The sequence below is a fragment of the Tumidithrix helvetica PCC 7403 genome, assembly GCF_965232925.1.
GTDB lineage: Bacteria > Cyanobacteriota > Cyanobacteriia > Pseudanabaenales > Pseudanabaenaceae > Tumidithrix > Tumidithrix helvetica.
On record NZ_CBDDRA010000012.1, the window covers coordinates 1 to 18,681 of the forward strand.

Annotated in this window: 18 protein-coding genes and 1 tRNA gene; 12 read left to right on the forward strand and 7 right to left on the reverse strand. The window is 46.2% G+C overall.

The features are described from left to right. The first annotated feature begins 129 nt into the window (after window positions 1-129). Window positions 130-264, forward strand: a complete 135-nt coding sequence (locus tag ACP2WE_RS12360; RefSeq protein WP_425215859.1) for a hypothetical protein — start codon at window positions 130-132, stop codon at window positions 262-264. A 51-nt stretch (window positions 265-315) separates the two neighbouring features. After that, a complete protein-coding gene (locus tag ACP2WE_RS12365) occupies window positions 316-2,517 on the forward strand; it encodes an NACHT domain-containing protein (RefSeq protein WP_425215860.1) in 2,202 nt (733 codons plus the stop codon). 45 nt (window positions 2,518-2,562) lie between these two features. Here the strand turns inward: ACP2WE_RS12365 and ACP2WE_RS12370 are convergent, their stop codons facing one another. Both ACP2WE_RS12370 and ACP2WE_RS12375 read right to left on the reverse strand, forming a co-directional pair. Beyond that, on the reverse strand, window positions 2,563-3,171 hold the full coding sequence (locus tag ACP2WE_RS12370; protein ID WP_425215861.1) for a hypothetical protein: 609 nt from the start codon (window positions 3,169-3,171) through the stop codon (window positions 2,563-2,565). 37 nt (window positions 3,172-3,208) lie between these two features. Continuing rightward, complete coding sequence (locus tag ACP2WE_RS12375) at window positions 3,209-3,658, reverse strand: DUF29 domain-containing protein (protein WP_425215862.1); 450 nt, start codon at window positions 3,656-3,658, stop codon at window positions 3,209-3,211. Window positions 3,659-4,008: 350 nt separating this feature from the next. Between ACP2WE_RS12375 and ACP2WE_RS12380 the strand changes: the two genes are divergently transcribed. From ACP2WE_RS12380 to ACP2WE_RS12400, 5 genes are all read left to right on the forward strand, one after another. Then, the gene (locus tag ACP2WE_RS12380; protein WP_425215863.1) at window positions 4,009-4,776 is read left to right on the forward strand and encodes a GUN4 domain-containing protein; all 768 of its coding nucleotides are present in this window, start codon (window positions 4,009-4,011) and stop codon (window positions 4,774-4,776) included. 7 nt (window positions 4,777-4,783) lie between these two features. Then, window positions 4,784-5,614, forward strand: coding sequence for a DALR anticodon-binding domain-containing protein (locus ACP2WE_RS12385; RefSeq protein ID WP_425215864.1), 831 nt, complete (start codon window positions 4,784-4,786; stop codon window positions 5,612-5,614). Between the two features lie 267 nt (window positions 5,615-5,881). Next, on the forward strand, window positions 5,882-6,661 hold the full coding sequence (gene ftsE / locus ACP2WE_RS12390) for a cell division ATP-binding protein FtsE (RefSeq protein WP_425215865.1): 780 nt from the start codon (window positions 5,882-5,884) through the stop codon (window positions 6,659-6,661). 41 nt (window positions 6,662-6,702) lie between these two features. Beyond that, a complete protein-coding gene (locus tag ACP2WE_RS12395) occupies window positions 6,703-7,605 on the forward strand; it encodes a cell division protein FtsX (RefSeq protein WP_425215866.1) in 903 nt (300 codons plus the stop codon). Window positions 7,606-7,629: 24 nt separating this feature from the next. Continuing rightward, a tRNA-Arg gene (locus tag ACP2WE_RS12400) sits at window positions 7,630-7,702 on the forward strand. A gap of 22 nt (window positions 7,703-7,724) precedes the next feature. On the opposite strand, the gene ACP2WE_RS12405 is transcribed toward ACP2WE_RS12400, so the two are convergent. Beyond that, window positions 7,725-8,204 carry a GNAT family N-acetyltransferase gene (locus ACP2WE_RS12405; protein WP_425215867.1) on the reverse strand — a complete coding sequence of 160 codons (480 nt, stop codon included), beginning with the start codon at window positions 8,202-8,204 and terminating at the stop codon, window positions 7,725-7,727. Between the two features lie 313 nt (window positions 8,205-8,517). Between ACP2WE_RS12405 and ACP2WE_RS12410 the strand changes: the two genes are divergently transcribed. The 4 genes from ACP2WE_RS12410 (at window position 8,518) to ACP2WE_RS12425 (ending at window position 12,624) form a co-directional block, all read left to right on the forward strand. Then, window positions 8,518-8,958, forward strand: coding sequence for a hypothetical protein (locus ACP2WE_RS12410; RefSeq protein ID WP_425215868.1), 441 nt, complete (start codon window positions 8,518-8,520; stop codon window positions 8,956-8,958). A gap of 75 nt (window positions 8,959-9,033) precedes the next feature. Next, window positions 9,034-10,119, forward strand: coding sequence for a hypothetical protein (locus tag ACP2WE_RS12415; RefSeq protein WP_425215869.1), 1,086 nt, complete (start codon window positions 9,034-9,036; stop codon window positions 10,117-10,119). A 109-nt stretch (window positions 10,120-10,228) separates the two neighbouring features. Further along, entirely contained in the window at window positions 10,229-10,972 is a 744-nt protein-coding gene (locus ACP2WE_RS12420) for a HEAT repeat domain-containing protein (protein WP_425215870.1), read from the forward strand. Between the two features lie 194 nt (window positions 10,973-11,166). Beyond that, window positions 11,167-12,624, forward strand: a complete 1,458-nt coding sequence (locus ACP2WE_RS12425; RefSeq protein WP_425215871.1) for a protein adenylyltransferase SelO — start codon at window positions 11,167-11,169, stop codon at window positions 12,622-12,624. A 15-nt stretch (window positions 12,625-12,639) separates the two neighbouring features. Here ACP2WE_RS12425 and aroQ read toward each other — a convergent pair whose 3' ends face one another. Both aroQ and ACP2WE_RS12435 read right to left on the reverse strand, forming a co-directional pair. After that, the gene (aroQ, locus tag ACP2WE_RS12430; RefSeq protein ID WP_425215872.1) at window positions 12,640-13,086 is read right to left on the reverse strand and encodes a type II 3-dehydroquinate dehydratase; all 447 of its coding nucleotides are present in this window, start codon (window positions 13,084-13,086) and stop codon (window positions 12,640-12,642) included. 49 nt (window positions 13,087-13,135) lie between these two features. Further along, window positions 13,136-14,278 (reverse strand): EF-hand domain-containing protein, encoded by a 1,143-nt coding sequence (locus ACP2WE_RS12435; protein WP_425215873.1) that lies wholly within the window; start codon window positions 14,276-14,278, stop codon window positions 13,136-13,138. Window positions 14,279-14,372: 94 nt separating this feature from the next. Between ACP2WE_RS12435 and ACP2WE_RS12440 the strand changes: the two genes are divergently transcribed. Continuing rightward, on the forward strand, window positions 14,373-15,407 hold the full coding sequence (locus ACP2WE_RS12440; RefSeq protein WP_425215874.1) for a DUF3326 domain-containing protein: 1,035 nt from the start codon (window positions 14,373-14,375) through the stop codon (window positions 15,405-15,407). An 86-nt stretch (window positions 15,408-15,493) separates the two neighbouring features. On the opposite strand, the gene ACP2WE_RS12445 is transcribed toward ACP2WE_RS12440, so the two are convergent. After that, the gene (locus ACP2WE_RS12445) at window positions 15,494-18,274 is read right to left on the reverse strand and encodes a bifunctional acetate--CoA ligase family protein/GNAT family N-acetyltransferase (protein WP_425215875.1); all 2,781 of its coding nucleotides are present in this window, start codon (window positions 18,272-18,274) and stop codon (window positions 15,494-15,496) included. A 102-nt stretch (window positions 18,275-18,376) separates the two neighbouring features. Further along, complete coding sequence (locus ACP2WE_RS12450) at window positions 18,377-18,628, reverse strand: hypothetical protein (RefSeq protein WP_425215876.1); 252 nt, start codon at window positions 18,626-18,628, stop codon at window positions 18,377-18,379. Between the last annotated feature and the right edge of the window lie 53 nt (window positions 18,629-18,681).

Genomic DNA, 18,681 nt, shown 5'->3' on the forward strand with positions numbered 1-18,681 from the left:
AACGCGATCGCAGATGCACTTAACACTGTGACGAAGAAGGATATTGTAGGATGGTATTCAGATTGTGATGCCAAGACGGTTCTCCTATAATCCCGTCCTCGTTAACATGAAAACCGCGATATTGGACAAATGCAGGGGAAAAATATTCAGAATGTGGCAGCTGGTGGTGAAGGAACGCAAATTAACGATCCTCAAGCACCAATTTTGCAAGGTATTAGCAATAGCACTATTTCATTTAACTACTTTGCTAAGCCTCCCAATTGACCAGAGTCGCCCGAAGTGGATCGGGAAAAGTTAAATCCTGCTACTGCAAATATGGCTGATATTGACGCACTCGTGCGAGAGGTGCGATCGCGTTGTCACGCTGATATTATGCGCCAATGCGGGAAAATGAAGATTTTGAATATGGAGCAAGCGATCGCGCTTGATGACATTTACACGGACGTGCAAATTTTCGATCGGGTATTGAGCAAACAATTTAAAGCTATGCTCGAATATCAAGAGGAAACAGCAAATGTTGATTTTAACCAGTATGGCTTTTATGGTTTGGAACTCAAAACGGAACGTATCGCTGGAATTGAAGCTGTGCAGCGTTATGACAAATTAATGGTGTTGGGGAGACCGGGAGCGGGGAAGACAACTTTTCTCAAACGATTGGCACTTTTATGTCTAGGTGGATCGATCTTTGCCGATTGCGTCCCAATTTTTGTGACGTTGCAGGAATATTACAAAACCAAACTGAGTTTGTTTGACTTTGTTTGGCAGAAATATCAAGCGTTTCTAACTAAGGTGGAACTGCAACAACTGCTTAATGCGGGTAGAGGTTTTGTGCTGCTTGATGGTTTGGATGAAGTTAGTCAGGTAGAGGTTGCACGGATCTCGAAAATCATTCAAGACTGGGCTGGAGCGTTTTCGGGTCGCCTCATCGTCACCTGTCGGCTTGCCGCAAAGGAATCGATTTTCCAAGATTTCAAAGAGGTTCAGGTTGCAGATTTTAATGATAATCAAGTCGAAAGCTTTGTGGCAAAATGGTTTCAAGCCAAAGCACCTCAGAAGATAGAAGCCTTCTTGGGCAAATTGGAAGCTAATTCACGCATCAAGGAACAGGCAAGAAATCCACTTTTACTGACGCTGCTATGTCTGATTTTTGAGGAAGAGACAAACCTGATCGAAAATCGCGCCGAACTGTACGCGAAGGGCATCGATCTGCTGCTCGAAAAATGGGATAACAGTCGTGACAAGGAACGCGATCTGATTTACAAAAATCTCTCTACCAAGCGTAAAGAAGATTTACTCAGTCAAATGGCATGGGCGACCTTTGGAGAAAACAATTATTTCTTCAAGCGAGAACGTGGCGCTGACCTAATTGCTGCCTATATCCAAAACTTACCCGAAGCTGCGAACGATCCTGAAACCTTGATTGTTGACAGTAAAAAGATCCTCAATTCCATCGAAGCGCAACATGGATTATTAATGGAACGAGCTAGTGACATCTATTCGTTTTCGCATTTGACTTTCCATGAATATTTTGTCGCACGGGAAATCATCACTGTTCGGAATTCTTCACCTGAAGCGGTGCAAACTCTAATCGGTTATCTTCACGACAAACGCTGGCGCGAAGTGTTTTTAATTGCGACCGAGATGTCAACCAAAGCTGACGATTTATTGTTGGCGATGAAAAAGGCGATCGATGCCATTCTGGCAAAAGATACCAAACTACAAAAGATGTTGGTATGGGTCAGAGAAAAAGCAATTTCTGTTAAAGCTCCATACAAACCTGCCGCATTAAGAGCCTTCTACCTCGACCTTACCCTTGCCCTCGACCTCACGATCGACAGCTCTCTCACCCTCACGATCAACAGCTCTCTCACCCTCACCCGCCGCCACTCTCTCGACCACTCTCTCGACCGCTTTCTCGACCACTCTCTCTCCCTCTCTCCCTCTCCCTCTCTCTCCCTCGACCTCGACTTTGACCGCGACCTTGACCGCGACCTTGACCTCAACCTTGATCGCTCCCTCGCCCACTCCCTCTCCCTCGCTCCCTCCCTCGCCTTCGACCCCTCCCACGTCTTCTACGGCTCTCCCTCCCTCTTCCACTCCCTCGCCCAAACTTTCGGCTACTCCCTCTACTGCTCTCTTAAAATCGGTGACAAAGTATTATACCGGACTTTGCAAGCACTTAAAGTTTGGTTACCCCCTCGAGCGGCATCTCATAAAGTTCGTAAAGCTTGGTGGGAAAAGGATGGAAAGCAATGGCTCAAAGACTTGCGCCAAACTATGATCAAATATCGTAAGATTGGTTATGACTGGCAGTTCACCTCTGAACAAAAAGAAATACTTCGGCAATATTACAATGCTAATAAGCTGCTAGTAGATTGCCTCAACAGCAAATCTTACGTCAGCCGTGAGGTGCGCCAACACATCGAAGATACATTGCTTTTGCCATTCGCCGACATTAAACCGATCGCTGATTCAGATACTCCCAAACGAGGTTTCTGGCAGCGGCTATTCTCATGAAATCTCATGATTTTGGGAAAGTTGTCAAAGGCAATCGATCGCTCTCTAAGCAAAATAGACTTGAAAAGGACTAGCTAAAATACCCAGTAGCTTAGCGATTTCTTTAATAAAATAATCTTCTAGATCGATCCAAATAGTTTTTTCTTCAAGCCGCAAAAACTTCCAAATCATTCCCGTTGTCACAACACCATAAATAGGGAAGTTTCTATCGCTTCTGGCATTAAAGCGTTGGGCAGCCACCATTTCGGCGATACATTGACCTAAGCCACCCTTAATATTTTCATTTTTTGCTTCGACCAACGTCATCACTGGACAGGAAATCTCATAGATTTCACTAGAAGCCGTCAAAACAAAATCACAAAATCCATTTAAACCAACTTCTGCATCAACATTAAATTCCGATCCAGAGAAAAATCCCACCTGCTCGTGAAAAATCTGACGGATTTCCAACAAGGTGGGTGCAATTAACAGCTCAGAGCGTGCCTTTTCGGTATTAATTGCATTCGCAATGGAAAGATTTCGTTTAAGGGTTTGTTGCAGATAATCACTTACAACCAAGGGCTGAATATCCACAAATAGATTTTCCGACTCTTTCACTGTCAACCCAAATTTTTCTTGTACTTGAGCAATAGTTTTAAATTCGCTATAGGACATCGGTTTTGACCCCTGCTTGGTTAAATCGCATTTTCTATTACTCAATTAGATAGTCATCAGAGTTGATATCCAACACATCAGTTTTTGCAAAAGGACAAGATTTTGGGAAGGTTGTCAAAGGCAATTGAGTTTCTACTGAAGCCGCCTGACAAGCCGCAGCGTAACATTCATCAAATACTTCATCGAAATGACGCTTGAGGCTGGGGCTATTTTTAAAAGCCTTATTTAATCTTCGAGAATGTTCGATAATCGTATAAGCCCAACTCGGCGATCTCTTCTGCGATTGATATCGCCACTTTAATAGATGTTGCATGACTCGAATCAAATTGCTTTCTACCGCATCTTTCTCGCTTCGACTCATGCCTTCGATTTCTTCCAGTAAATTTTCAAGATCCAAGCGCTCTACTTTCCCTTCTCTCAGTAAAGTTGCCGTTTCTTCTAACCAAAGATTAAAGTCAGTCTCATAAAGAGTTTTTGCAGCAATCATCTCATCGATCCCGATCGTAAAATCTAACCTTCGATCGAAATTATATCACTCAATTTTTCTAGACTTCTTGCCTCCTTGTTTTCAGGTATCATGTACCTAACTGCGATCCTATCTGATTTGTGTGTAGGGGCAATTCATGAATTGCCCCTACGATTCTATGCAGAAGAAAGAATCTCTTATGGATCATTTAGGATTACTATAATTGCAGTGCATCGACCAAGTTCAAACCTATTGAAGGAATGCGAGAATCAATTCATGCAAACTCCCCCTAGAGATCGCAGTGAATTGCTTCAACTCCTGCTTTTTTGCAGCGATCGCATATAAATTCAGCCATTCTAAATCTCATACCCATGACGAGTAACGATCCAAAACAGCCCCAAAAGCGTGATGTCGTATTAGGCGGTCAAGCGGCGATGCCCAAAGCAGGCGTGGTCTTAGGTGGCTTAGAGGGCGTACAAAGGCGCATCTCCGATCGCAACCAAGACATTGAATATCGGATCGCGGCGTTACAAGAAGCATTAAATTACGGTCAGAGAGGATTGGATCTGTTAATTCGGTCGTTAAAGGACAAGTCCGAGCAAATTCAATGGTCAGCTTACGAACTATTGCGCGATCGCAGCGAACCAAGAGTCAAACTCGCCCTAGAACTTTTCTCAAACAGCGGTGTGGTCTATATGCCCCTACGCGACCTGTTGGCGGCGGGTAAATGGCGGCAGGCAGATTTAGAAACAACAGCGATTATGCGGCAGCTTTGCAAGCTCGATGTCGGCGATCGCCTCAATGCGGCGCATTTCACCCGATTTCCCTGTGAAGACTTGGGGCTGATCGATCGCCTCTGGCGTAAATATAGCAACGGTCATTTTGGATTTAGCGTCCAACAACCGATCTGGCGTCGGTGCGACCAAAGCCGTTGGGATAAAGGCGAAGCATGGGCATTATTTGGCGATCGCGTCGGGTGGCGCGCCAGCTTCTTTTTATTTGAAGCCTACCACTGGAAGCAATATCGCGAACTCACGTTTAATCTCTCTGCCCCCAGAGGTCATCTTCCCTTTGTCAGTGGTATTTTTACTATGGAAGCGATCGCCAACCGATTGATTAGCTGCCGCACCGATTCGTGATTTTTCCGTGACTTTACTGATAGCGCCTAGCCAAATTCTCGAAGCCAGACTGATGGAAGCGATCGCTTTGGAGTTCGATGGTGAGTTCAATCGTGAAATCGCTCCTGAATTCGCTGCTGAATTTAACGAATCGATTTGTGCAAGGCTTAAACCTGCTCAATTACTGGTAAAAGCGGGTTATCCCAAGTATTCCTCTGACGCAACCTGCCATTACACGACTTCGGTCAGTTTAAGTCTGGGCAATTTGTGCCAGCTCGATCCTCTCATCATCGCGAATCGTTTGAATGGAAGGCTAGATGCGATCGCGGATTCTCAATTTACTGCCAAAGTATCAGAAAAAGGGTGGCTCAACTTTGAACTCAGCGATCGCTTCCTAATCGATTGCTTAGCAGCTTTATATGACTGGCAACCCGATTCGCATATCAACACGAACTATGAGGCTCCGTGGGAAGTGCAATATGCCTATACCCGTTGTTGTGCTTTACTCAGACTCGCAGAACGGGAGGGCTTACTTCGCGATCGACAGATTCCCTTTAGATGGCAGCCCTTCGAGCCTAAACAGAAATTCCTATTTCAAGAACCTGTAGAAATTCAGTTGGTGATGGCGCAGTTGGCGATCGCCGATCGGCTCACCCATGCATCTGCATCTATCTCCGCACCGATGACTTTAAAACTATGTGAAGCGCTAGCAAAAAGTTTTCTCAGCTTTTATGATGCTTACCGTATCTTTGGTGTCAGTCAAAATCAGGCGGTAATACGAGTCAGTTTGCTATGTCTTACGCAAAAACTCTTGATTTTTCTCGCCCCTGCCCCCGTTACAAACTGTACCGCTTTGTGATATAAAACAGCCAAAAATTGTAAAGCTAGTTTTTATTTAAGAGGCAATATGACCAAATCGATCGAAGTTACATATTTCAGCTTAGTGAGAATGGCTTAGAACCTACAACGAATCGTTGACGTAGGTGGCTATAATCATGTCAACAAATCCATCAAACCCCAATTTATAGATCCAGCTAACATCTGTTCGTACTTCGATCGAGACTGCCTTTGTAAAATTTTCCCTCATGCCCAAACCGACGCCGATCGAGTTTCCTAATTATTACTCATGCTAAAGACTCCCGTTTCAGTTTCAAAATTGCCAGGTACAGCTACAGAAGCACAAACTTCTACGATTCCCCGTCCACCAGCCACTAGAGGCGAATTAAATGACGGGGGCAATCAAGGCAAACCTCTAATTGTAAGCCTTGAGAATGTCAAAAAGACCTACAATAACGGCGCAGTCGGTCTAAACTGCGTTAATTTTGAACTCTTTCAAGGAGATTTTAAGTTTGTCACAGGTCACTCGGGTTCTGGTAAATCCACCTTGCTGAAATTACTGTATGGCGCAGAGCAGGCAACTTACGGCGATGTAATTGTCAATGGCATTAACTTAAATACCCTAAAAGGCAATGCGCTAGCCATGTTGCGGCGACGGATTGGCATTGTCTTTCAAGACTACAAGCTTGTGCCCCGTCGCACAGTGTCTGAGAATGTGGCACTCGTTTTGATGGCACAGGGTTTTACCCATAAAGAAATTCAGCGTCGCCTTCAACCCGCGCTCAAAATGGTAGGGCTGACCCATAAAGCCGATTGTTTTCCCGAGGAACTCTCTGGCGGAGAGCAGCAAAGGACTAGTATTGCCAGAGCGATCGTCAACACGCCGCCCCTATTACTAGCCGATGAACCCACAGGGAACCTTGATGCTGAGAACGCATGGCAGGTGATCAAAATCCTTAAAAAGCTCAATTCTTTTGGGGTGACGGTTTTAGTCACAACCCACGACGAGCAAATGGTACGCGCTGCCAATCATCCTGTAATCCATCTTCGGGATGGCTATGTAGTTTAGATTCGGTATTTGACTCAAACAACTGACAACTAAAAAACACCATGTTCAGATTTTTTGCCAAAATTGATTACCTCCTGCGAGAAACATTTCTCGGACTCAGGCGCGGCGGCTGGATGAACTGGGCTGCGATTAGTACGGTGGCAGTTTTGCTGTTTCTATTTGGTGCGAGTTTACAAGTTACATGGCAGCTCGAAAATGTCTTGGGACAAATGGGCAATCAACTCGAAATCTCAGTTTATTTGAACGAAAATGTCTCGGCTGAAACCATAAAACCGCGATTGCTGCTATTAGATGGCGTGGCGGATGTCGATATCATCTCTAAAGATGAGGCATGGAAGGCACTCCTCAAAGATATGGGGAAAGGAGATTCCCGTGATGCCACGCAGCAATTAGGCGGCAACCCCCTTGTTGATGAGCTTAAGGTGCGTTCGGTGAAAGCCGATCGCGTGCCTGATGTGGCAAAACGCATATCTAGCATCAGTGGGGTGAATGAGGTTTGGTATACCAATGAAGTCGTCGAACGTTTAGGACAACTGCGTCGTGCCATGGGTAATAGCAGTATTGTTTTGGTGGCAATTTTCACGGTGATTGCGATCGCGGTGATCACAACCACCATTCGTCTGATTGTCTTGGCTAGAAAGCGAGAAATTGAGGTAATGCAACTGGTTGGGGCAACGGCAACATGGATTTATTTTCCGTTTGTCTTGCAGGGTGTTGTGTTTGGCATTGTTGGGGCAGCGATCGCCTATATGATGCTGGCGGTAATTTTAAATTTGCTTTCTGATGTGATTCTCAATCAGCCTGAGTTGATCAAGTCTTTGACGGTCGGAATGCTAACCGATCTTAGGGTGCAGTTTTTATTGCCAGTAATCTTGATTGCGTTTGGCTCTACGATCGGCGTGCTTGGCAGCTTACTTGCAGTACGGCGTTTTTCATTTAGCTAAAAATCTGCTATGATCGCGGCGTTAGGGCATGTAGCTCAGTGGATAGAGCACCAGGTTCCGGTCCTGGGTGTCGGGGGTTCGATCCCCTCCATGCTCGTTTTGTACGGTAACTAAAGCGTTTAGTTTTCGATCTTTCGTTTATTAAGCCATTTACTTAGAATGTAACGATCTTGCTGTTTAAATCCTTTCTTGATGTAAAACTTATGCGCGATCGCATTCCGATGATCCACAAGCAAATGCATCACAGGCATGTTCATGCTCTGGCAAAAATCCTCTAAAAACCGAAATACCTCTTTTCCGATACCCTTGCCGCGATGGGGCGATCGCAAAAATAACTCATCTACCATGGCATTGCGTCCGTGGGTTTCTAGGCTATAGGTAAAAATGAGTGCCACGTAACCAGCCAGATGTTTCTGCGTTTCACTTTCCTCATCATAAATCAGCCAAATGCGTCCAAAGGTCTCATCGCTGAGCAACCCCAATACGGCATCGATCACACCGCGATCGAAGTTCATATGCTCAAACATATAAAACTCCTGCACCAATTCGATCAGAGGATCGATATCAATAAATTCAGCTAATTTAAATGTAATTGCCATAAGCTAGATTTCAAGCAAGCCAAAATCCAGTATATTCCTTATGTATGCTGAAGTTGGTTAGTCCTCCCGCGATCGAGTAATACCATTTTCAAAAAGATGCGTTGCATCACTTTTTTAAAATGGTATAAAATCCACTCAACTGTATATACCCCATGCGAATGGGACTCTAGTAAGGATAAATACGCTGCTTCTATTGCAATCGGCGTAGTTGAAAATTATTGGGACTTCTGGTTTAATCGTCGTCTAGGGTCTACTGGGATCGTATAGACGAACAAATCTAGCTTTCTTGGTTTTACGTAACCATATTAAATCCATGAGTCGTAAGTCCCATTCTCGCAAATATTTTGAATCACCTGTTGAATCTACAACGTCTTCGGACTTTTCAGACGATCGCGACTTCAACAAAACTACTGCTGCTCAGGTAAATCATAAAATTAATCAATATTTGTGTTTAGTGCCTGTATTTGGCGTGATTCCCTCAGTTTTAGCCTTGATTAGCGATCGCAGCGATCGCAAGCTCAAGGATGTCAGTAAGGTTGCGATCGTGATGGCGCTGGCTTGGCTGATTAGCTCTGGTGCTTCTGGCTCTGGGGATAGTGCCACGACACAAGCCTCGCTAGAAATCCTCAAAGGCACGATTAGTTCAACCTATTTTGCGGCTTCGATCTGGTTGATGTTTCGCCTCTATAAAGACAAAGCGATCGCGCTGCCTGGGCTCAAGTACCTTATAAAATCCAAAAGAAGATCTGATTGAATCCAGATCCAGAATAGATCCAGACTGCTAGAGATGCTATAAGAAGGTGGAACATTTTGCTGCCTACCCTGTCCCATGCGCGTTAACCATCTTGGAAAGAAAGCTAAACGGCGATCGCTTACTGATCTTGTTAACCAAATTCTCAATGTCTGCTTGTTTGTCTTTTTAGTTGCCTTTTCAATTGTCAGTTTGGTTAGTTGTGGGGCAAAAGAGATCAAAGCCCCGACTGAGGTGGCTAAAGTCCCTGTATTTGTATTTACCCAAGCAGCTCCCGATGGCAAAACAGTAGCAGCGGTCGTTCCTTCTGGACTGGTCGCAAGGCAAGGCAATTTAGACAAAGTTGTGCAATCGATCGCGCCCAACACCAAATTTGATGTCTTGCAGTTTGGCAAAACCCTTGGGCAATTTCAAACGAGCGCAATCAAAAGTTCAGATGCCCTAGGAGCGCTGGCAATTTTCAAACTTGCTGAAGACACCACCAAAGGTAATACTTCCTCTATCAATCAAACTGTATGGCAGCAGCCCAATCTGATCGTTCTTCCGAGTGAAGCGATCGCCAAGTCTAAAACAGAGGGCGATAAAGACAATCGCACCGATCAATTTACTTGCCCCGTCAAGATTCAGCCTTTAATTTTAGATAAGTCGCGCGTCCTATTTCAAAAGCTTGGCGCTAAACCATCCCTGCTCAGTCAACTTACCCTTGCCTCTTTAATCTGCGTCGATCTAAATAAAGATAGCCAACCCGAAATTATTGCAGGTTTACGCTTAGACAACCCCATTCGTCCGAATGGAATCGATCCGCAAGCTTGGCAAGCTTTTTTGTCACGTCCTGCTTCTGAACGGCAAGAGTACAGTATGTTGGTATTTTTGCACCGTACTGCGGGATCGAACCAACCAGCCAACTCCACACAGGGTGATTGGACGATCGAACCCATTATTAACCATACCCGAGCGCTATCTTACATGAATGATAGTGTGAGTAGCTATGCTCTGGTTGGCGCGCAGGATCTAAACGCCGATCGCTATGCTGAGCTAATTGTTCAAGAAATAGGCTTAACCACTTTTGATGTTCTAATCATTAGTCCTTCAGTAGGAGAGGCCGATCGGTGGCAGTGGCAAAACTATTATGAAAGCGAGCGATCGCTAAACATTGTGCAATAAAAGGTTTTTAGTTTTCAGTTGGCAGTTGTCAGTTTACAAAATACCGATAACCAGTAACCGATAACTTTTACCTTGTGAAGATACCCCGTAAAGCGGTAATCTAAAAAGCATGATAGAAGAAGACCTAGCTTTACTGGACATAGAGACATCTATCAGCCCTCTCGATCAGCCCGCCGAGGAAGAATTACCTCGCCCAGATCCAGAGGTCATGTTGTCGTTTCTGAATTCTGACGCGGTTTTTGAGAGAATCCAGGCAGCCAGAGCTTTTTGCGAGATAGAAGATGAACGGGCAATTCCCAAGTTAATTGAATTGCTGCAAGACGACTGCCTATTGGTAAGGGTTAGTGCTGCCTATGCGATCGGACGAAATAAAAGTGAGGCAGCAATTCCGTACTTACTCGATCGCCTTAACCAAGACTGGAATGGCTATGTCCGTAAAGGAGTCGTTTGGGCATTGGGAACCTGTCGCGATCCGAGGGCATTGGCGCCTCTAATCTCAGCTTTAAAATACGATATATCCGCTGTGCGACTCTGGGCGGCAAGTGCCTTGGGGCAACTAGGTGACATCAAAGCCGTAGAGCCCCTAACTGAGGCATTGCAAGGCGATAAAATGTCAGCCATTCGCGGCAACTGTGCTTGGTCGTTGGGCAAACTTTTAATCAAAATGCGTCTAGAGCAAGAAGACGATGGCGAAACCTACCAAGAAGCAGTAGATGCCCTGATTGATGCTCTTTCTGATGATGATTTGGGGGTAGGTGCTGATGCTAGGGGGGCTCTCCGCAAACTAGGCGATCCGCGCGGACTCAAAGTGTTAGATAAAATTGATATCGAGCAGGGATATTGCGAATTTTAGATCGGTCACTTCGGCTAAGCTGAGTGCGCGTAGCTGAAGCGACCGAATGTTTGATAAGTGGGGCGAAGCCGCCCCCCCAACTACGAATTTGCTTTTAAAGCAATATAGTTAACAATGAATTGCTATACCAGATCGATCGAAGTTTTTCTCGCCCTGATGAATCCAAATGAATCCAAATGAATCCAAGCTCAGAAATGCAATCAAAATCTAATTCTACCAATCCGTTTCTGCGACTAAACTACGAACCAGCAATGGAATCTTTGGGAGAAGATTATGCGGATGTTGTCGCTGCCGCCCAGTTCCCTTTGCATCTTCTGCGTTGGCGCAACGATCGCGTACTTGCGCAGATCGGACTCGATCCCGCTCAAGTTAGCGATGACGATTTTATTGAAGCCTTTGGTCATTTTCAATCAGTGCGCCCTTTTTTAGCACTACGCTATCATGGCTATCAATTTGGCGAATATAACCCGCAATTGGGCGATGGACGCGGCTTCTTGTACGGTCAGGTACGCGGAACCGATGGGGAACTCTATGACTTTGGTACGAAAGGCTCAGGTAGAACCCCCTATTCTCGCACTGCGGACGGACGGTTGACACTCAAGGGCGGGGTAAGGGAAGTCTTGGCTGCTGAAGCTTTATATCGTATGGGCGTGAGAACTTCTAGCTGTTTGAGCATGATTGAAACTGGGGAAGATCTATGGCGGGGTGACGAACCATCGCCTACACGTTCCTCGGTAATGGTGCGGTTTAGCCGATCGCATATAAGGTTTGGGACATTTGAGCGTCTGCATTGGCACGGACGCGCTGACTTGGTAAGAAAGCTTTTAGATCATGCGATCGCGGTCTATTATCCCCATCTATGGGGCAAAGAATCGCAAGATGCGCGCTTTTATGCCGAGTTGGTGCAGCGTGTTGCCACCCTAGCCGCGCAGTGGATGGCAGCGGGATTTTGTCATGCCGTGTTGAATACCGACAATATGTCAATTACAGGGGAAAGCTTTGATTATGGACCCTATGCCTTCATTCCCACCTACGATCCGTCTTTTACGGCTGCCTATTTTGACTATTCCCGGCGCTATTGCTACAGCAATCAGCCTGCCATCTGTTATTGGAATTTAGAAATGCTGCAAACGCCTTTAAAATTGGCGATATCAGGATCGGATTTGACCGCAGGCTTGGAACAGTTTAAGGATTATTATCGCCATGCTTATTGCGAGATTATGCTGCACAGATTGGGACTAGAGACACTTTCTGTCCCAGAAGCTGAAGAGATTATCACCTTAACCCTTCAGTTTTTGGCTGAGACGCAGATGGGCTATAACGATTTCTTTATCAAGCTGCGACAGGAATTTCATGCCAACTGGCGAGAAGATGTGGGCAATATCTGGAATCAGAATAGTCTGAAGCCCAAGGAAGGAATGGAACTGACCGAAACACAAATCAAAATCTTGGACAACTGGCGATCGCTGTACTATCAATTTCTGATTCGCTTGCCTTTGGAAGAGATGGAAGCGATCGCCCAACGACTGATCCAATATAATCCTCTAAAGATTCTACTTAGACCTGAAATCGAAGCTGTATGGGAGCCTATTACTTTTGAGGATAATTGGCAACCTTTTTACGATTTGATCGAGCAAATTCAGGCACAGTAAAACGCGGCAATATCCTTAAGCAAGTTCTTTTGCTTTTAAATGAGATACGATCGCTCTGAGACCTAAACGATAACTCTCCATGCCAAAACCACTAATCTGTCCGACAGCTAGAGGTGCAATAAAGGAGTGATGGCGAAATTCTTCGCGTTTGTGAATGTTGCTAAGATGGACTTCCACGGTAGGGATATTGACCGAAGCGATCGCGTCTCTGAGCGAGACACTCGTGTGGGTGAGTCCACCAGGATTAATTACAATGCCCTGCTGTTGCTGCCATGCTGCATGAATCGTGTCGATTAAAATGCCTTCGTGATTGGACTGCACAATGGTTAAGGTCGCGCCAAGCTCTTGAGCATCTTGGGTGAGAATCCGATCGATTTCTGCCAATCCGAGACTGCCATATACTTCTGGCTCTCGTTTCCCTAGCATATTGAGATTGGGCCCGTGCAGAATGAGAATTTTCATAGTTAGTGGAAGCATCCGAATATATTATGGTGGGATAGAAACGCTCGCCTTATAAGAAGCGATCGCGAAATTTCGTAGCATAGTCAGGACTGGGGAGCTGTTGCGCCAACATTTCCACCAACTGCGTTTGAGAAGAAGGCTCTAAAGCCAGAGTTCTCTGCAAAATCAGACGTGCCATCGGTCCAATCATATCGATCAATTCTTGTTCGCAGCGATCGATAAAATCTTGACCGAGTGGGTGATTTGTAACGTTTGTTGCTGGGGCTTCCATTGCAGCTACAGGGTTGAGACTCTGCTCTAAATCAGCATCAATTCTTGCGATCTCAGCCTTGACGACAGATTGAAACTCTTGCTGCCTCGTCGGGGGTATATATTGACTCAGCCGCTCGATCAGATCTGGGATATTGAAGATCTGTAGGGTCGCTTGATTGAGATAGATGGAAGCAACGGGACCAATATAATTGAGTAAGATCGGTTCCAACTTAGTCTGAACGTAAGAAAAATAACTCGTAAACTTTGGCGATCGCACCTGTTGTGAGGCGTCATCGCGATCGGCCTCTGGGCTTGGTAGAGAATAATCATTTCCGATCGCTGGTTCATCTGATGTAGCTTCTTGCGATTCTGTGACATCGCTTATGGGTTCGGAATAATTGCCAAATATCCAGTTACCAGAAGCTTTAGGATCGTTGCTGCAAAAAAACTCGCGTACAGCTTGTAAATATTCTGCCCTAGAAATATTGCCTTTGCTAGGAGAAGCGACTTTTCGAAAGCCCATTTCTATGGTGCGATCTGGAAACCCATGTGCTTTGCAAAAACGAAAATATTCTTCTTTCGTGATTTCCCCAGTTCCAGAGACATTGAGAATATCGCACATCGTACTGATGAACTGCTTAAATAGTGGTGCATCATAGCCCTGCTTTGCCTCAAATTGTCGATTGAAGTTTTCGATAAATTCTTCTTCAGAGAGGAGGTCGTCGCCATTGCGATCGGCAAGATGTAAATATCCGTACCATTGAGACGTAAACTGATCCTGAATATCATCAAATTCAGGAGAGTCTAGAGACCATTTGTAAAGCTGCGCAAAGTTTTGACTAACAAGTTCAAAGTCTGTTTCCCCTACAAAACCGTCTTGATTGATATCTAGCATCTGAAAAAACAGTTTCAGCTTTCGCTTCTGCAATTCTGTCAACATGGTTGCGCTTTGATATCACTCTTTACTAGATATAACAATCTACCGAACAAGATACTATCAGCTATTTGTCTGACTCATCATAACGATTTTACCCATGTTCCTTCGACCTCTGACTGTGCTCATGCTAATTCCTACAGGGATAAAAGCTGCAATGGGTGGCTATGCGGGGGATGCTCTACCCGTAGCAAAGGCGATCGCGGCGGTTGCCGATACCCTAATTACCCATCCTAACGTACTGAATGGCGCGAGTTTGTATTGGTCGATGCCCAACGTGCTCTATGTGGAAGGCTATGCAATCGATCGCGTCGCTCGAGGAACTTGGGGGCTACGTCCGACCCACGGCAATCGTATCGGCGTAATTTTAGATTGTGCAATCCCATATGATTTAGAATTGCGCCATCGACAGGCGATCGCGGCGGCACAGGCAACCTTGGGCTTAAATATCGTGGAGACCATAACAACCGATTTGCCACTGGGCGTGGCGTTGCAAATTGGTGAGTCAGGAGCAACATGGGGCACGATCGCACAGCCTGATAGTTTATTAAGGGCAGCTGCCAAATTAATTCATACGGCTAAAGTTGATGCGATCGCAGTAGTGGCAAAGTTTCCCGATGACTCCGATCTAGAAATGTTACTTGCCTATCGTCAGGGGCAGGGCGTTGATGCCTTGGCTGGTGCAGAGGCGGTGATCAGCCATTTGGTGACGCGAGAATTTGGCATTCCTTGCGCCCATGCACCAGCGTTGCAGCCTTTACCGCTCGATCCGACGGTTTCGCCTCGCGCTGCTGCTGAGGAGTTGGGGTATACGTTTTTACCCTGCGTACTGGTGGGCTTGAGTCGTGCGCCGCAGTTGGTGACCGATCTTGCCGATCGCCGATCGGGCGACCTATGGGCCGGGGATATCGATGTGGTGATTTCGCCTTGTAGTGCCTGTGGCGGAGCCGCCGCGATCGCTTTAAATCAGCAAAAGCATACCCAATCGATTTTTGTCGAATCAAACACGACTACCCTCAATGTCACCCCAGAAATGTTAGGCATGGAGGGAATTAGGGTGCAAAATTATCTAGAAGCGATCGGTGTGCTTGCGGCGATAAGGGCAGGTGTGAGCTATACCAGTCTAGTTATTTAAATTTAATTGACGGAACTGTGCCAACTATTGGGTGGAGCGAAACTTTCCATTGCAGTTTTTTGCCGATTTTTAGAACTGCCCTTTATTCAGTTGGTAGCGATCGCCCTGAGATCGATTTCCGCTTTCACGAGATCCATGGCACGCTTTAGGCGAAAACCCACTTTTTCGGAGACGCGCTGCATAGCCACATTCTCAGGCAAAATTTCTGCGGTGATGCGATCGAGTTTTTCGTCCCGACCAATTTGGATCAGCCGTTGTAGTATCTCCGTACCCAAGCCCTGACGTTGGAAGGAATCACTGACCATAATTGAGTACTCCGCCTCATTTACACCATGTTGTCGGCTTAATCGACCTACTGCCAAGATCTCATGGGTTTCTGTATTGGGATTCTTATAGTCTGCAACCAGAGCCATCTCGCAATCGTAGTCAATAAAACAGAGGCGCATCAGCCGTTCGTGCGCAATGCGCTGGCTCAGCTTGATTAAATGGAAGTAGCGAAAATAGACACTTTGCTCCGATAGCGTCTTGTGGAACTGTACTGCCAGAGTTTCATCTTCAGGTCGAATCGGTCGAATTGTCAGTATCGTGCCATCTTTCAGCGTCCAAGACGACACATATTGCGTGGGATAGGGACGAATTGCCAGTTTTGGCAGGTCATCTTTGCTGACATGAGGTTCGTATAAAACGACACGAGCATCTAAGGCAAGGAGGGAACCCTTTTCCCCTGGGGATGCCAGCAGTGGATTGATATCAATTTCTTTGATCCAACGTTGTTCCACCACAAGTTGGCTAAAGCGAACTAGCAATTCCTCTAGCGCGGCAAGATCGACTGGAGGACGTCCGCGCACACCTTTAAGTGCCTTATAGATTTGTGTTTGTTCCATCATGCGTCGCGCCAAGGTTGTATTAAGGGGCGGTAGCGCGATCGCCCGATCTTTAAACACCTCTACCAGTTGTCCACCCGATCCAAATAGCAGCACTGAGCCAAATTGCGGGTCGATGCTACTACCGACGATCAACTCGTAACTACCGTCAAGGCGAACCATGGGCTGTACCGTTACCCCCAAGAAATTTTCGCTCCCAGCTTTCTCGCTTACTGAGGTTTCAATGGCACGATAGGCCCAGCGAACTGCCTCGGCATCCATGAGATTTAACTGTACGCCGCCCACGTCGGTTTTATGGGTAATCGTTTTAGAGAGTAACTTGAGCACAACTGGAAAACCAAGCAAATTGGCACAATCAACCGCTTCGTCTTCATTCGTTGCAACACAGGATTTAACGGTCGGAATCCCATAGGCTGCGAGAATCTGTTTGGATTCTACTTCAGTCATTACAGTGCGACCTTCCCGTCGTACCGTTTCAATTAGTTCCTCGGCGACAGATCGGCTGGGCAATCCATCGCGATCTTCCAGTAGGGCAGGGGTTTCGTAGATACCGCGCAAATTATAGCTGTACTGCCACATATAATTGAATACCCGAGCAGCAGAATCAGGATAGACATAGGTGGGAATACTAGCACTATTGAGAATGGCTTCACCCGCCATGACTTCGGCTCCTCCCATCCAGCTAGCCAAAATCGGCTTGCCATGCATCGCCGATCCCCTTTCTTTGATAAAGGTTTTTAAGTGCTCGGCAGTTTGGGTAGGATCGGTCATCGATTGAGGCGTAAGAATCACCAGCAATCCATCGCTACCAGGATCTTTCGCAGCTATCTCCAAGGCGTTTGTAAAGCGTTCTGGTTGCGCATCTCCTAGAATATCAATTGGATTGCTATGGCTCCAGTAGGGTGGTAATACACGATTTAGATCGGCGATCGCTGACTCTGAGAGTTCCGCCAGTTCACCCCCCGTAGCGGTCAGCATATCAGTTGCTAGCACCCCTGGCCCCCCAGCGTTGGTAATGATAGTCAGGCGGGGACCTTTAGGACGTGGCTGTTTAGCCAATACCTCTGCCATATTGAACAGTTCCGAAATGCGCGTAACCCTGAGTACGCCTGAGCGCCGAAAGGCAGCATCGAGAACTTCGTCACTACCCGTTAGCGATCCCGTATGGGAGACTGCTGCCTTCGCTGCGGCTTCGGTGCGCCCCGCTTTAATCACGATAATTGGCTTGGTCAGAGCCACCTCACGCGCCGCCGAGAGAAACGATCGCGCATCCCCAATCGATTCCATGTAAATCACAATACTTTGAGTGCGAGGGTCATCGCCGAGATAGTAGATCAGATCGCCCCACCCCACATCCAGCATAGAACCAATGGAAACAAAGGCACTGAACCCAACATTTTCTCGAAAACTCCAGTCCAAAATAGATGTACAAAGCGCACCACTCTGACTAATAAAGCCAACATTCCCCGGTCGTGCAATATTTGGGGCGAAGGTCGCATTGAGCCCTGTATGAGGGTTCATGATCCCCAGACAGTTGGGACCGATAATTCTCATTCTGCCCCTACGTGCTTGCTCTAGGATCTGGTGCTCTAGTTCGATACCTAATGGGCCGATTTCCTTGAAGCCCGCCGAGAGAATCACGGCACTCTTGACTCCCGCCTCAACACACTCACTCATGATCCCCGGCACTGTAGAGGCAGGCGTGGCAATAATCGCGAGATCGACAGATTCGGGCACGGCAGCAATATTAGGATAAGCTTTAATCCCCATGACACTGTTGCGCTTGGGATTAACAGGATATACTGTGCCGCCAAAGGGATTGCCGATCAGGTTCCACAATAGGGTGCGTCCCACGCTACCCAGCTGTTCGCTTGCCCCGATCGCAGCGACGGTTTTGGGCGTGAAGATTGAGCCAAGGGGTTGGTGCTCGGAACGTAGAATGTCATAGGCAGGATCGGTTGTGAATGAGATGGGAGTCTGCATAATTGATAATCCATCTTTATTAGAGCTAAGACTGTCATTCCTTCGTCTTTAAAAGAGGCGCAAAAAGGATTAAAGAATCGATGAATAAAGTCTATACAACAATTATCTCACCAGTTTGCTTAGTTCTACTTGGCTTTTTGTAGAGCTATCTCTATGTTGAAATCGTTCAGTCATTAAAAGGCGATCGGTCTTACCTGAGGTATAGTTCTCAATCACCTGAATCTCGATCCGATCGTCCTCATCAGAACAAAATTGAAGATATTCAAACGCCTCCGTCTTACGGAACTGCATCGTTGCAACGGGATAAGAGCGCTCTTTAATATTCTTAGATAAATGTTCCCAAATTCCACTCATAGATACTTTTGGAGATTTTACTAACAGGCATAAGTCATCAGCCTGTCAATAAA

Excerpts from the sequence above, each read along its gene's own strand:
- ACP2WE_RS12360 (WP_425215859.1), top strand. The coding sequence starts at position 130 with ATGCAGGGGAAAAATATTCAGAATGTGGCAGCTGGTGGTGAAGGAACG.
- ACP2WE_RS12365 (WP_425215860.1), top strand. The coding sequence starts at position 316 with ATGGCTGATATTGACGCACTCGTGCGAGAGGTGCGATCGCGTTGTCAC.
- ACP2WE_RS12370 (WP_425215861.1), bottom strand. The coding sequence starts at position 3,171 with ATGTCCTATAGCGAATTTAAAACTATTGCTCAAGTACAAGAAAAATTT.
- ACP2WE_RS12375 (WP_425215862.1), bottom strand. The coding sequence starts at position 3,658 with ATGATTGCTGCAAAAACTCTTTATGAGACTGACTTTAATCTTTGGTTA.
- ACP2WE_RS12380 (WP_425215863.1), top strand. The coding sequence starts at position 4,009 with ATGACGAGTAACGATCCAAAACAGCCCCAAAAGCGTGATGTCGTATTA.
- ftsE (WP_425215865.1), top strand. The coding sequence starts at position 5,882 with ATGCTAAAGACTCCCGTTTCAGTTTCAAAATTGCCAGGTACAGCTACA.
- ACP2WE_RS12395 (WP_425215866.1), top strand. The coding sequence starts at position 6,703 with ATGTTCAGATTTTTTGCCAAAATTGATTACCTCCTGCGAGAAACATTT.
- ACP2WE_RS12405 (WP_425215867.1), bottom strand. The coding sequence starts at position 8,204 with ATGGCAATTACATTTAAATTAGCTGAATTTATTGATATCGATCCTCTG.
- ACP2WE_RS12410 (WP_425215868.1), top strand. The coding sequence starts at position 8,518 with ATGAGTCGTAAGTCCCATTCTCGCAAATATTTTGAATCACCTGTTGAA.
- ACP2WE_RS12415 (WP_425215869.1), top strand. The coding sequence starts at position 9,034 with ATGCGCGTTAACCATCTTGGAAAGAAAGCTAAACGGCGATCGCTTACT.
- ACP2WE_RS12420 (WP_425215870.1), top strand. The coding sequence starts at position 10,229 with ATGATAGAAGAAGACCTAGCTTTACTGGACATAGAGACATCTATCAGC.
- ACP2WE_RS12425 (WP_425215871.1), top strand. The coding sequence starts at position 11,167 with ATGCAATCAAAATCTAATTCTACCAATCCGTTTCTGCGACTAAACTAC.
- aroQ (WP_425215872.1), bottom strand. The coding sequence starts at position 13,086 with ATGAAAATTCTCATTCTGCACGGGCCCAATCTCAATATGCTAGGGAAA.
- ACP2WE_RS12435 (WP_425215873.1), bottom strand. The coding sequence starts at position 14,278 with ATGTTGACAGAATTGCAGAAGCGAAAGCTGAAACTGTTTTTTCAGATG.
- ACP2WE_RS12440 (WP_425215874.1), top strand. The coding sequence starts at position 14,373 with ATGTTCCTTCGACCTCTGACTGTGCTCATGCTAATTCCTACAGGGATA.
- ACP2WE_RS12445 (WP_425215875.1), bottom strand. The coding sequence starts at position 18,274 with ATGCAGACTCCCATCTCATTCACAACCGATCCTGCCTATGACATTCTA.
- ACP2WE_RS12450 (WP_425215876.1), bottom strand. The coding sequence starts at position 18,628 with ATGAGTGGAATTTGGGAACATTTATCTAAGAATATTAAAGAGCGCTCT.